General features: G+C 59.7%; 15 protein-coding genes. 8 read left to right on the plus strand and 7 right to left on the minus strand.

What is annotated here, in order from left to right:
* Positions 1–342 precede the first annotated feature (342 nt).
* Positions 343–906, minus strand: coding sequence for a D-glycero-beta-D-manno-heptose 1,7-bisphosphate 7-phosphatase (gmhB, locus tag ACJ8QF_RS15085; protein ID WP_015378880.1), 564 nt, complete (start codon positions 904–906; stop codon positions 343–345).
* A gap of 188 nt (positions 907–1,094) precedes the next feature.
* Between gmhB and metN the strand changes: the two genes are divergently transcribed.
* The 6 genes from metN to proS all read left to right on the plus strand — a co-directional run bounded on the left by metN (position 1,095) and on the right by proS (position 6,689).
* Positions 1,095–2,126, plus strand: coding sequence for a methionine ABC transporter ATP-binding protein MetN (gene metN / locus ACJ8QF_RS15090; protein ID WP_004932012.1), 1,032 nt, complete (start codon positions 1,095–1,097; stop codon positions 2,124–2,126).
* A complete protein-coding gene (locus ACJ8QF_RS15095) occupies positions 2,119–2,772 on the plus strand; it encodes a methionine ABC transporter permease MetI (RefSeq protein ID WP_004932010.1) in 654 nt (217 codons plus the stop codon). The genes metN and ACJ8QF_RS15095 overlap by 8 nt, the downstream gene beginning before the upstream one ends.
* A gap of 39 nt (positions 2,773–2,811) precedes the next feature.
* Positions 2,812–3,627 carry a MetQ/NlpA family lipoprotein gene (locus ACJ8QF_RS15100; RefSeq protein ID WP_004932008.1) on the plus strand — a complete coding sequence of 272 codons (816 nt, stop codon included), beginning with the start codon at positions 2,812–2,814 and terminating at the stop codon, positions 3,625–3,627.
* A 114-nt stretch (positions 3,628–3,741) separates the two neighbouring features.
* On the plus strand, positions 3,742–4,146 hold the full coding sequence (gene rcsF, locus ACJ8QF_RS15105; RefSeq protein ID WP_004932006.1) for an Rcs stress response system protein RcsF: 405 nt from the start codon (positions 3,742–3,744) through the stop codon (positions 4,144–4,146).
* On the plus strand, positions 4,143–4,850 hold the full coding sequence (tsaA, locus tag ACJ8QF_RS15110) for a tRNA (N6-threonylcarbamoyladenosine(37)-N6)-methyltransferase TrmO (RefSeq protein ID WP_004932003.1): 708 nt from the start codon (positions 4,143–4,145) through the stop codon (positions 4,848–4,850). Before rcsF ends, tsaA begins: the two co-directional genes overlap by 4 nt.
* Before the next feature lie 120 nt (positions 4,851–4,970).
* The gene (gene proS / locus ACJ8QF_RS15115; RefSeq protein WP_004932002.1) at positions 4,971–6,689 is read left to right on the plus strand and encodes a proline--tRNA ligase; all 1,719 of its coding nucleotides are present in this window, start codon (positions 4,971–4,973) and stop codon (positions 6,687–6,689) included.
* 61 nt (positions 6,690–6,750) lie between these two features.
* On the opposite strand, the gene nlpE is transcribed toward proS, so the two are convergent.
* The 3 genes from nlpE to ACJ8QF_RS15130 are packed head-to-tail and all read right to left on the minus strand — an operon-like array spanning position 6,751 to position 8,429.
* Positions 6,751–7,434, minus strand: a complete 684-nt coding sequence (gene nlpE, locus ACJ8QF_RS15120; RefSeq protein ID WP_004932000.1) for an envelope stress response activation lipoprotein NlpE — start codon at positions 7,432–7,434, stop codon at positions 6,751–6,753.
* A gap of 29 nt (positions 7,435–7,463) precedes the next feature.
* Entirely contained in the window at positions 7,464–7,877 is a 414-nt protein-coding gene (gene arfB / locus ACJ8QF_RS15125) for an alternative ribosome rescue aminoacyl-tRNA hydrolase ArfB (protein ID WP_004931997.1), read from the minus strand.
* 3 nt (positions 7,878–7,880) lie between these two features.
* A complete protein-coding gene (locus ACJ8QF_RS15130; RefSeq protein WP_004931995.1) occupies positions 7,881–8,429 on the minus strand; it encodes a YaeQ family protein in 549 nt (182 codons plus the stop codon).
* A gap of 214 nt (positions 8,430–8,643) precedes the next feature.
* Between ACJ8QF_RS15130 and ACJ8QF_RS15135 the strand changes: the two genes are divergently transcribed.
* Together ACJ8QF_RS15135 and rof are read left to right on the plus strand one after the other, a co-directional pair.
* Entirely contained in the window at positions 8,644–8,844 is a 201-nt protein-coding gene (locus ACJ8QF_RS15135) for a YaeP family protein (RefSeq protein ID WP_033652508.1), read from the plus strand.
* Positions 8,831–9,094, plus strand: a complete 264-nt coding sequence (gene rof, locus ACJ8QF_RS15140) for a Rho-binding antiterminator (protein WP_004931991.1) — start codon at positions 8,831–8,833, stop codon at positions 9,092–9,094. The genes ACJ8QF_RS15135 and rof overlap by 14 nt, the downstream gene beginning before the upstream one ends.
* A 50-nt stretch (positions 9,095–9,144) precedes the next feature.
* Here the strand turns inward: rof and ACJ8QF_RS15145 are convergent, their stop codons facing one another.
* The 3 genes from ACJ8QF_RS15145 to dtpD are packed head-to-tail and all read right to left on the minus strand — an operon-like array spanning position 9,145 to position 12,298.
* The gene (locus ACJ8QF_RS15145) at positions 9,145–9,459 is read right to left on the minus strand and encodes a c-type cytochrome (protein WP_063990775.1); all 315 of its coding nucleotides are present in this window, start codon (positions 9,457–9,459) and stop codon (positions 9,145–9,147) included.
* Complete coding sequence (gene tilS, locus ACJ8QF_RS15150) at positions 9,459–10,790, minus strand: tRNA lysidine(34) synthetase TilS (RefSeq protein ID WP_154871637.1); 1,332 nt, start codon at positions 10,788–10,790, stop codon at positions 9,459–9,461. The genes ACJ8QF_RS15145 and tilS overlap by 1 nt, the downstream gene beginning before the upstream one ends.
* 56 nt (positions 10,791–10,846) lie before the next feature.
* Positions 10,847–12,298, minus strand: coding sequence for a dipeptide permease DtpD (gene dtpD / locus ACJ8QF_RS15155; protein ID WP_286093547.1), 1,452 nt, complete (start codon positions 12,296–12,298; stop codon positions 10,847–10,849).
* Between the last annotated feature and the right edge of the window lie 45 nt (positions 12,299–12,343).

A 12,343-nucleotide genomic window follows, 5' to 3' on the forward strand; every position in this document is an offset into this window, starting at 1 on the left:
TGAATTTTACTTCAGTTAGTCACTCTTCAAGACTTGATATTTTTTTGCATCCGAAGATGCTGGATATCGTCTTGTGGAGTGCCCACACAGATTGTCTGATAAATTGTTAAAGAGCAGTGAGTTAGGCGCTTTCGCTTGCTAACTCGAGGTGGCGTATATTACGCTTTCCTCTTTCAGAGTCAACCCTAATTTTCAGGATTTTTTCTCTTTCTTCCCGGCCGCTGTGTGAAGTGAATCACTTGCGCCGTGTCGATGGAGGCGCATTATAGGGAGCCGGTTCAGAATGACAAGCGATAATATGCATTTCTTATCTGACCGCTCACTATTCATTCGTAACGCCTATTAAACCCGCTTTTTGATGGCTGCCGGCAGGTCCGCCAGGCTATTTAGCACCCAATCGGCCAGCTTTTCACCCTGCTCCGTCACCGGCTTGCCGGTACGCACCAGCACCTTGGTGCCGACGCCGGCCGCGATCGCCGCCTGCATATCTTCCGGTTTATCGCCCACCATATAAGAAGCGGCCATATCGATGTTCAATTCCTGCTGCGCTTGCAGCAGCATGCCCGGCTGCGGTTTACGGCAGTCACAGACCTGACGATACTCTTCCACTACCGCCTCCGGATGATGCGGGCAGAAATAGATGCCGTCGAAGTCGACGTCACGATCGGCCAGCGACCAGTCCATCCACTCGGTCAGGTACATAAACTGGTCTTCGCTGAACTTGCCGCGCGCAATGCCCGACTGGTTGGTCACCATCACCAGCGCGAAGCCCATCTTTTTGAGTTCGCGACAGGCGTCAATTACGCCGTCAATAAAGTGGAAATTGTCGATTTCATGGACATAACCATGGTCAACGTTAATCGTACCGTCACGATCGAGAAAAATTGCTGGAACGCTTTGTGTCACCGCTTTGCTCCTGAGGGGCTGAATACGCTGACAGTATCGCATGTTTTACCCCGCACTGAGAACGCCGGAGAACGTCGCTGGCCGTTGACTTAGACGTCTAGACGCCTTAACATCTGATCCATACCTTGGTTCCACGCCGAGGTTTACTTTTATCTAGCCACGGGCAACCACGCTAAAATAAGAAGAATATGATTAAACTTTCTAACATCACTAAAGTGTTCCAGCAGGGTTCGCGCACCATTACCGCGCTCTCTGACGTGACCCTTCACGTCCCTGCCGGGCAAATCTATGGCGTTATCGGCTCTTCCGGCGCCGGCAAAAGCACGCTGATCCGCTGCGCCAACATGCTTGAGCGCCCTACCTCCGGCCAGGTGCTGGTCGATGGCCAGGATCTGACGTCTCTGTCGGAAAGCGAACTGACGCGCGCCCGTCGCCAAATCGGCATGATCTTCCAGCACTTCAACCTGCTCTCTTCCCGCACGGTGTTCGGCAACGTGGCGCTGCCGCTGGAGCTGGACAATACGCCGCGCGCCGAGATCAAAAAGCGCGTGACCGAACTACTGGAGCTGGTCGGCCTGGCAGACAAACACGACGCCTATCCGGCCAATCTGTCCGGCGGCCAGAAACAGCGCGTGGCGATCGCGCGCGCGCTGGCCAGCAATCCCAAAGTGCTGCTGTGCGACGAAGCCACCAGCGCGTTGGATCCGGCCACCACCCGTTCCATCCTGGAGTTGCTGAAAGACATCAACCGCCGTCTGGGCCTGACCATTCTGCTGATCACTCACGAAATGGACGTGGTGAAACGCATCTGCGACCAGGTCGCGGTCATCAGCCAGGGGCAGCTGATCGAGAAAGACAGCGTCAGCGAAGTGTTCTCACACCCGAAAACCCCGCTGGCCCAGCAGTTCATTCAGTCCACGCTGCATCTGGATATCCCGGACGACTACGCCGCGCGCCTGTCGCCGGAGCGTCAGGGCGACCGCCAGCCGCTGCTGCGCCTGGAGTTCACCGGTCAGTCGGTCGATGCGCCGCTGCTGTCTGAAGCCGCTCGCCGCTTCAACGTGAACAACAACATTATCAGCGCCCAGATGGATTATGCCGGCGGCGTGAAATTCGGCGTGATGCTGGCGGAGCTGCACGGCAGCGACGAAGACGCGCTGGCGACGATTAAGTTCCTGCAAGAAAATCAGGTAAAAGTAGAGGTTCTGGGTTATGTCTGAGGCAATGATGTGGTTGATGGCGCGTGGCGTGTGGGAAACCGTCATGATGACCTTTGTCTCCGGCTTCTTCGGTTTCGTGCTCGGCCTGCCGGTAGGCGTGCTGTTGTATGTCACCCGCCCGGGGCAGATCATCGCCAACAATTCGCTGTATAAAATTTTGTCCGGGCTGGTGAACATATTCCGTTCCATCCCGTTCATTATCCTGCTGGTTTGGATGATTCCGTTTACCCGCATGATCGTCGGCACCTCGATCGGCCTGCAGGCGGCCATCGTGCCGTTGACCGTGGGCGCCGCGCCGTTCATCGCGCGCATGGTGGAAAACGCCCTGCTGGAGATCCCGTCCGGTCTGGTGGAAGCCGCGCGCGCCATGGGCGCCACGCCGATGCAGATCATCAAGAAAGTGTTGCTGCCGGAAGCCCTGCCGGGCCTGGTCAACGCCGCAACCATCACCCTGATCACCCTGGTGGGCTACTCTGCCATGGGCGGCGCTGTCGGCGCCGGCGGTCTGGGCCAAATCGGTTACCAATACGGTTATATCGGTTATAACGCCACAGTGATGAATACCGTATTAGTATTACTGGTAGTTTTGGTTTATCTGATCCAATTCTGCGGCGATCGCATCGTCAAAGCCGTTACCCATAAATAATTTCACCGCATGTTAATGCGAGTCTAATGAGGAAGGGATATGTCGTTAAAATTTAAATCCATCGCGGCAATTGGCGCACTGATTGGCACGCTGGCTCTGGCGGGCTGTGGCCAGGATGAAAAGAATCCGAACCACATCAAGGTCGGCGTGATCGTCGGTGCAGAGCAGCAAGTCGCCGAAGTGGCCCAGAAAGTGGCGAAAGAGAAATACGGTCTGGACGTCGAGCTGGTGACCTTCAACGACTACGTGCTGCCTAACGAAGCGCTGAGCAAAGGCGATATCGATTTGAACGCCTTCCAGCACAAGCCATATCTGGATCAGCAGATCAAAGACCGCGGTTACAAGCTGGTGCCGGTCGGCAACACCTTCGTTTACCCGATCGCCGGTTACTCCAAGAAAATCAAATCGCTGGACGAGCTGAAAGAAGGTTCGCAGATCGCGCTGCCTAACGATCCGACCAACCTGGGCCGTTCGCTGCTGCTGCTGCAGAAAGTTGGTCTGATCAAGCTGAAAGACGGCGTTGGCCTGCTGCCGACCGTGCTGGACGTGACCGAGAACCCGAAAAACCTGAAGTTGGTTGAGCTGGAAGCGCCTCAGCTGCCGCGCTCTCTGGACGATCAGCAGATCGCGCTGGCGGTGATCAACACCACCTACGCCAGCCAGATCGGCCTGACGCCGGCGAAAGACGGTCTGTTCGTGGAAGATAAAGACTCGCCTTACGTCAACCTGCTGGTTGCGCGCGAAGATAACAAAGATGCGGAAAACGTGAAGAAATTCGTTCAGGCCTATCAGTCTGACGAAGTTGACGCGGCCGCCAACAAAATCTTCAACGGCGGCGCGGTGAAAGGCTGGTAAGCGCTTATTCACCCATTTTATTCCTATAATTGCAAGACGGGCCAAGGCCCGTCTTGTTATTTCCGCCATAGCTTGCTTCAATAGCGCCACTTTCATTAAGGCAGAGGAATCTCAATGCGTGTTTTACCTCTCTGTTTGTTAGCGCTCGCGCTGGCCGGATGTTCATCGCAGCGTATCGCGCCGTCCTCAACAAGCAGCACCAGCAAGCCGACTACCACCGCTCCGGCCAAAACTACGCCGGCCGCCCGCCCCGCACCGGTAAAACTGTATAAAAGTGCAGAAGAACTCGTGGGCAAGCCGTTCCGCGATCTGGGTGAAGTGTCCGGCGAATCGTGCCAAACCACCGTGCAAGACTCTCCACCGAATCTGGCCACCGCCCGTAAACGCATGCAAATCCGTGCGTCTTACATGAAGGCCAACGCCGTGCTGCTGCACGACTGCCAGATTGTCAGCGGCGTCGCCGGTTGCTATCAACAGGCCGTTTGTCAGGGCTCGGCGCTTAACGTCTCCTCCAAATGACCGAATTCGTTTTCGAGCAGATCGGCGTGATCCGCTCGCCCTATAAAGAGAAATTCGCCGTGCCCCGCCAGCCGGGGCTGGTCGAAGACGGCGGCGGCGAACTGCTGCTGCTGCCGCCTTACAACCAGGCGGAAGCGGTGCGCGGCCTCAGCGATTTCAGCCATCTGTGGGTGATGTTCATTTTCCATCAAACCATGGAAGGCGGCTGGCGCCCGACGGTGCGTCCGCCGCGTTTAGGCGGCAATGCCCGCATGGGCGTGTTCGCCACCCGCTCCACCTTCCGCCCCAACCCGCTCGGCATGTCGCTCATTGAGCTGAAGGGCGTGCGGGTGAAAAACGGGGAAGTGGCGCTGGAACTGGGCAGCCTCGATCTGGTCGACGGCACCCCGGTGGTGGACATCAAGCCTTATCTGCCGTTCGCCGAGAGCCAGCCGCAGGCCCGCGCCGGCTTTGCCCAGGCCGCGCCCGCCGGCGATATGCCGGTGCGTTTCGCACCGCAGGCCGAGCAACAGCTGCAGCAACATCAGGCGCGCTACCCGCAATTAAGGCGTTTTATCAGCCAGGTGCTGGCGCAAGACCCCCGTCCCGCCTATCGTAAAGGTGAGGACATCGAACGGGATTACGCCGTCTGGCTGTTGGATTTCAACGTGCGCTGGCGCGTCGTGGACGGCCACACCGAAGTGTTGGCGCTCGACCCGCGTTAAAATTCCGCCGCCTCTCTTTTGGCGACCCGCTCGCGCTGGTAAACTAAACCACTTTTGTCACTTTTGGCCGCCACTCTGGCAGCCCGATGCAATTTGCAGTTCTAACGGAACCAAAACACCATGCGTACTAGCCAATATCTGCTCTCCACACTGAAGGAGACACCTGCCGACGCCGAAGTGATCAGCCACCAGCTGATGCTGCGCGCCGGGATGATCCGCAAGCTGGCCTCCGGTCTTTACACCTGGCTGCCGACCGGCCTGCGCGTTCTGAAAAAGGTTGAAAACATCGTTCGCGAAGAAATGAACAATGCTAACGCGATCGAAGTTTCCATGCCGGTGGTTCAGCCTGCCGATCTGTGGCAGGAAAGCGGCCGTTGGGAGCAATACGGCCCCGAGCTGCTGCGCTTCGTCGACCGCGGCGATCGTCCGTTCGTACTGGGCCCGACGCATGAAGAAGTGATCACCGATCTGATCCGCAACGAGATCAGCTCGTACAAGCAGCTGCCGCTGAACTTCTTCCAGATCCAGACCAAGTTCCGTGATGAAGTGCGCCCGCGTTTCGGCGTGATGCGTTCCCGTGAGTTCCTGATGAAGGATGCCTACTCCTTCCACACCTCACAGGAGTCTCTGCAGGAGACTTACGACGCAATGTACGAAGCGTACAGCAAAATCTTCAGCCGCATGGGCCTGGATTTCCGCCCGGTGCAGGCGGATACCGGCTCGATCGGCGGCAGCGCCTCGCACGAATTCCAGGTGCTGGCGCAGAGCGGTGAAGACGATATCGTGTTCTCCACCGGTTCCGATTTCGCCGCTAACATCGAGCTGGCGGAAGCGGTCGCGCCGGCAGAGCCGCGCGCCGCAGCCAGCGAAGAGCTGCGCCTGGTGGATACGCCGAACGCCAAAACCATCGCCGAGCTGGTCGAGCAATTCCAGCTGCCGGTGGAAAAAACCGTGAAGACGCTGATGGTGCGCGCCACCGAAGAGAGCGGCCACAAGCTGGTCGCCCTGCTGGTGCGCGGCGATCACGAACTGAACGAAGTCAAGGCCGAGAAGCTGGCGCAGGTTGCCGCGCCGCTGACCTTCGCCACCGAAGAAGAGATCCGCGCCATCGTCGGCGCCGGCCCAGGCTCACTTGGCCCAGTCAAGCTGCCGATGCCGGTGGTAGCCGATCGCAGCGTAGCGGCGATGAGCGATTTCGGCGCCGGCGCCAACGTTGACGGCAAACACTACTTCGGCATCAACTGGGAGCGCGATCTGCCGCTGCCGCAGGTGGCCGATATCCGTAACGTGGTGGAAGGCGACGCCAGCCCGGACGGTCAGGGTACGCTGCTGATCAAACGCGGCATCGAAGTGGGCCATATCTTCCAGCTCGGCACCAAGTACTCGGAAGCGATGAAAGCGACCGTGCAGGGTGAAGACGGCCGCAACCAGGTGCTGACCATGGGTTGCTACGGCATCGGGGTCACGCGCGTCGTGGCCGCCGCCATCGAGCAGAACCACGACGAACGCGGCATCATCTGGCCGGACGCCATCGCGCCGTTCCAGGTGGCGATCCTGCCGATGAATATGCACAAGTCGTTCCGCGTACAGGCGCTGGCAGAAGAGCTGTACAACACCCTGCGTTCCCACGGCATCGACGTGATCCTCGATGACCGCAAAGAGCGTCCGGGCGTGATGTTCGCGGATATGGAACTGATCGGCGTGCCGCACTCTATCGTTATCGGCGATCGTAACCTCGACAACGAAGAGATCGAGTACAAGAACCGCCGCATCGGCGAGAAGCAGATGATCAAAACCGGCGAAATCGTTGATTTCCTGCTGGGCCAGATCAAACGCTAAGCGTCGATCGCCAGAGAATAAAAAAACCCGCCTAGGCGGGTTTTTTTATATCCGAAACGCGTTACTTGCTGCTGCAGCTTTTACTGCGGTCGAACGCGATCTTACCGTCCGGCACCACCGCTTTTTCAATCTGCCCCTCTTCCATCGACGGCTGCACGCTGAAGTGCGCGTTGAAGGTCAGGAACACCGGCTCGCCAGCAGTCTTATTGGCCTTGGCGTAACCTTGCTCCAGCGCGATGTTGTTATCCACCGGGAAAGTGATGCCGGTGGCGCAATCTTTGAACACCGCCGCGTCGGCCATATAGCTGTAGCTGCCTTTCATCACCATCGGGGTTTTAGGCAACGGCTTTTCGACCGGCTCCAGACGGTAATTCAGCTTGGACTCGATCGGCGCGCCGCTGCGATCCAGCATCTCCAGGCTCTTGCCCACCGGACGGAAGTAGCGTTTCTCGCCTGTGCTGTCGGTCAGCACCAGCTTATCCGCGGTGCGCGCCCATTTGCCGTAGTCGGCAAAGGTCTGATCGCCGTCTTTGCTGCCGCGATAGGTTTCCTGCAGCACAAAAGTACCGTCTTCATCCAGGAACAGCGCCGTATCCAGACCGCCGCAATCAGCGCAAGGCAACACCCCTTGGTAACTCTGCGGCATTGCCTGCAGCGGTTGTTCCTTCGGCTGATAATGATTGTTGCATCCCAACAACGAGAGTGCGCCTGCCGCGAGGAACAGGGCTATCGTAATTTTCTTCACAGTTATTCTCCTACTGTGTTCATGTATTCCTAAGTGCGAACCTTGCCACGCAGCGCCTTGGTGGCGCCTTTGCGCGTCTTGCCTTCCAGGCGACGCAGTTTCGCTCCTTTCGTCGGCTTGGTCGCCTTGCGCGTTTTTTCCACCACCATCGCCTGCTGAATCAACGCGACCAGCCTGGCCAACGCCGCTTCGCGATTCAATTCCTGACTGCGATACTCTTGCGCCTTGATAATCACCACGCCATCAGCAGTAATTAAATGGTGATTCAGCGCCAGCAGCCTTTCCTTATAATACTCTGGCAGGCTGGATGCCCGGATGTCAAAGCGCAAATGGATCGCCGTTGAGGTTTTGTTCACGTGCTGGCCGCCCGCGCCCTGCGCGCGGATCGCCGTCAATTCCAGCTCATTATCCGGTATGGCGACGTTTCTTGACAGTTCCAGCACCGGTCACACCTGCGCCCGCTGCCACTCGGCAAACTGGATTTCCAGACTATTCTGAGCATCGGACAGCCAAATAGTTCCCTCCTGCAGCGTCGCCTGTAGCGTCATGGTGCGGCTGGCCAGCGCCGTCAGCCGCGCCAGCTGCTCGTCATCGAGGAAACGCACGCTCAGGTTCTTGTAACCGGCCACCTTGCCCTGCATTCCCTGCCACCACACGTGCGCGGCGCGCTCGCCGTAGGCGTACAGCACCACGCGCGGCGACTGGTTGCAGGCCTTGCGAATGCGCTTCTCGTCAGGCAATCCCATCTCGATCCACATTTCCAGCCCGTTATGGTCGTTGCGCTGCCAGATCTCCGGCTCATCGTCGGCGCTCAGCCCTTTGGTGAACACCAGCCGCTCGTCGGCATGGCAGATCCAGGCCAACAGGCGCAGCATCATGCGCTGTTCATTTTCGGACGGGTGTTGCGCCAGCGTCAGCGTGGCGTCGTGATAGAAGTGACGATCCATATCAGCGATATTGACCGCGGCTTTATAAATGGTTGCTTTCAGCGCCATGGGTGACCTCGTTGTTATTCGGCGACAGTGTACTTGATCAGGGGCGAACGCCGCCAGCGCAGCCCGGCTCGGCGCAGAACGAAAGGCGTGTCGGGGTGCTGATAACTCCATAACAGCTGTGCTATAGTCGTCTAGGATAGGATAAAACTCCGAGAGCCTGCGCCTCATCGCGAGAGCGGTCTTGATGATGCAGAGGTTCTTAAGGGAGGAAACTGTGCAACAATACTGTGAGTTAGTACGCCGTACTTACGCCGAGATTGGCAGTGGAGATCTTGGCTACGTGCCTGATGCGCTGGCTTGTGCGTTAAAGGCATTGGACGATGTCGCAGCGAACCACGCGCTACCGTCCTCCGTTAGGGAACAGGCGGCCTTTGCCGCCGCTAACTTATTGGTGAGCGACTATGTTGATGAATGATGAGTACCAACCCATCAATTGCGATGACTACGACAACCTGGAACTCGCCTGTCAGCATAAACTTATTCTGAAGCTGGAGTTACGCGACGGAGAAGTGATCGAGGCCAAGGCGATCGACCTGCTGCAAAAGAAACGCGTTGAGTATCTGACCATCGAACAGAACGGCCAGCAGCGCGACCTGCGTCTGGACCATATCAGCAGTTTCAGTCATCCGGAAATCGGTACCGTGGTCGTCAGCCTGTCGGACTGAGCAGCGGTAACCCCATCCCAACAGGGCAGCCCAACGGCTGCCCTCGTCATTTACGGCTTCAGGCTGGCATAGTAAGCCGCCAGATCGGCGATATCGTCATCCGACAGCCCCGACACATAGGCCTTCATCACCTCGGCCTGGCCGCCGTTGCGCTCTCCTTTCTTGTACGCCTGCAGCGCGTGCTGCAGGTACATGGCGTTCTGCCCGGCCAGATTCGGGTACATCGGCACCGTCACCTTGCCCTGCGCGCCGTGGCACGCCGCACAGGCGGCGGCTTTCGCCTGACCGGCGGCCGCATCCCCCGCCGCCAACGCCGGCAGGCTGAACAGGCCGGCGGCCAACAGCGTGATCCCCACAAACTTCATCATTGCTCCTCACGATTATGATTTTTTTCCCAGCGCAGTCGCCACGGGCGTTCGCCTTCCGGCACCTGCCCCGCCTCACAGACGAATGTGCCCAAGGCAGCGATCAGCTGCTCATCATAATAAATCAACGGGATGCGATCACGCTGCCAGGGAGGGATCCCCAGCTCCTGCCACAGTTTTTTTATCGGCCGCGAATGGGCGCGCCCCACGATACGCACGGCGCCCTGCACGCCGCCGAAACGAATGCTGATCCGCTGCGATGACAGCGGCGCGCGTAGCGCCAGATCGCCCTCACCGGCAACCAACTGCCCCAGCCCGTCCGGCAGCGTCAGCGGCTCGTCAGGCCGCCAGGGCAGATGCACACCGCGCAGCGCCGCCAGCGGCGGCAGCAGGTACAGTCGGCCACGGAAACGGCGGATCTGATAGGCACCGAGCTGCAGCTGCGGTTCGGCGTCTTCCCGGCTGAGTGCCACCTCCTCCCACAGGCGCTGTAGCTGCTCACGCGCCGGCATAGTGACGTTGAACAACGCGATCCAGCGCCGCAACAAGGCGAAACGCCGTACCGGCGAACAGTCGGTCAGGCCGCCGATCGCCAATGAGCGATCCGCCGCCAACAGGCTTTGCAGCGGTTCCGCCAGCAGTTCGTCCAGCAACTGCTCCTGCTCAGCGCACAGGCTGGCGCTGCGCGCCACCGCCGAAGCGAAGTGCGGCCAGCGCTGGTTGAGCTGCGGCAAAACCTGCAAACGCAGGAAATTGCGATCGAAGCGCGTGTCCTGATTGCTGTCGTCATCTATCCAGCTTAAGGCGTGGCGCTGCGCGTAGCTTTCCAGCGTTTGACGCGAGCAGCCCAGCAACGGCCGCAACAGCAAGTGCTCGCCCAGCGTGGCGCGCGCCGCCATCGCCGATAGCCCCGCCGGCCCGCTGCCGCGCTTGAGCGCCAACAGGAAGGTTTCGCTTTGATCGTCAAGGTGTTGGGCGGTGAGCAGCGCTTCTCCCTCCGCCAATGCTGCGCTGAAAGCGGCATAGCGCGCCGCACGCGCCGCTGCTTCGATGCCGCCCTGGCGGGCGTCCACCTGCACGTGCGTCACCGTCAGCGGCACCTGCCAGTCTGCGCAGCGGCGGCGGCAATGCTCCACCCAGCGGTCGGCGAAGGCGCTCAGGCCGTGGTGCACGTGCAGCGCACGCAGCTGCAGCGCCGGACGCTGGCGGCGCAACGTCGCCAGCAGATGCAGCAGCACGCTGGAATCCAGGCCGCCGCTGAACGCCACCAGCAGCCGCTGCTGCGCGCCCAGCTGGCCCGCTACCTGCGTCGTTAATTGATCAGTATCCATCGGTAGGCTTTGTCACTTCTACATAGCTGCACGTTAACCCCGCCTACCGTCATCAATCAAGCATTAACCGTCCGGGCCTGGCGTCGCGTCAGCAGCCACCAGCCGCCCAGCACCGCGATCACTGCCAGCGCGCACCCGGCCGCTCCCCAGCCAATCTGGGCGAAAATGCGGCCATACGCCTGCATCGCCGCCCCCTCGATGTGGTCTTCGGCGGTCTGATTGGCGATGATGCCCGCCAGATAGTTGGCGATCGAACCGGTCGCCAGCATATAGATACCGGTCAACACGCCGGTGGCGCCGGGGATATTCAACCGGGTGATCTGCGCCATCGCCACCGGATCGATAAACAGTTCGGCGAAGCCCATCACCGCCAGGCCGGCGATCATTAGCCCCATCGATCCCGGCCCGTGCAGCCGCGTATTGAGCGCCATCAGCGTAAAGCCGACGCCGATCAGCAGCAGGCCGAAGGCGAACTTGCACCAGATGCGCAGCGTGCGATCGCCCGTACCGTCACCGCTCGCCAGCCAGGCCAGCGCCACGCCGCCCAGCATCACCGCGCAGGCGTTAACCGACTGGAACAGCGCGGTCGGCACCATCCAGCCGAACCAGCGCCGGTCGACGAAGTGATCTATAAACAGGCTGATGGAGCTACCGCCCTGCTGGGCAAAGGCCCAGAACAGCGTGCCCAGCAGCATCAGTACGATGATCTGCCACAGGCCCCGGCGCTGGCCGGCATCCGCTCGCAGCATAATACGCGCCACCAGCACCACCGCCGCCACGCACACCAGCCCGAGCAAATAACCGGCCCAGTCGCGCACAAACAACAGCGTGAAGAACAGCGGCGACGCCAGCAACGCCGCCAACAGCCAGCCCCAGTGCGGCAGGCCCAGGCTTCTGGCGCGCATCAGCGGCACATTGACGCCGCGGGTGTGGCGGAAATGGCGTCCGCCAAGCAGAAAAATCACCAGACCGGCGAACATGCCGATCCCGGCCAACGCAAAACCGACGTGCCAACCATAGCGCTCGGCCGCCAACCCACAGGCGATCGGCGCCAAAATGGAACCGACGTTGCCGGCGGCGTACAGCAGCGAGAAGCCCCCTTCGCGGCGCGAGTCCTGCGCCGGGTACAGCTCGCCCAGCAGGCAGCTGATATTGGATTTGAACAGGCCGTAACCGCAGATGATGATCGCCAGCGCCAGATAGAGCGACTGGGCGGAGACCGCGCTCAGGCCGAGCACGATATGCCCCAGGGTCATCAGCGCCGCGCCGGCGATCACCGCGACGCGGTTGCCCAGCAGGCGGTCGGCGAGCCAGCCGCCCAAAATTGGAGTGACGTAAACTAACGAAGCGTAAGCGCTGTAGAGATCGATGGCGTGGCTGTCGGTATAGCCGAGTTGGTGGGTCAGATAGAGGATCAGTAACGCACGCATGCCGTAAAAGCTGAAATATTCCCAAATTTGTATCGCTACGACATAGTAGATTGCGCGCGGCTGTGAGGGTGTTTTCATGGTGGTCTCCCATCAGTCGGTGAACGACAAAGGGGAAGCGCGAGC

Source organism: Serratia sp. CY81684 (assembly GCF_052166595.1).
Classification (GTDB): domain Bacteria; phylum Pseudomonadota; class Gammaproteobacteria; order Enterobacterales; family Enterobacteriaceae; genus Serratia; species Serratia nematodiphila.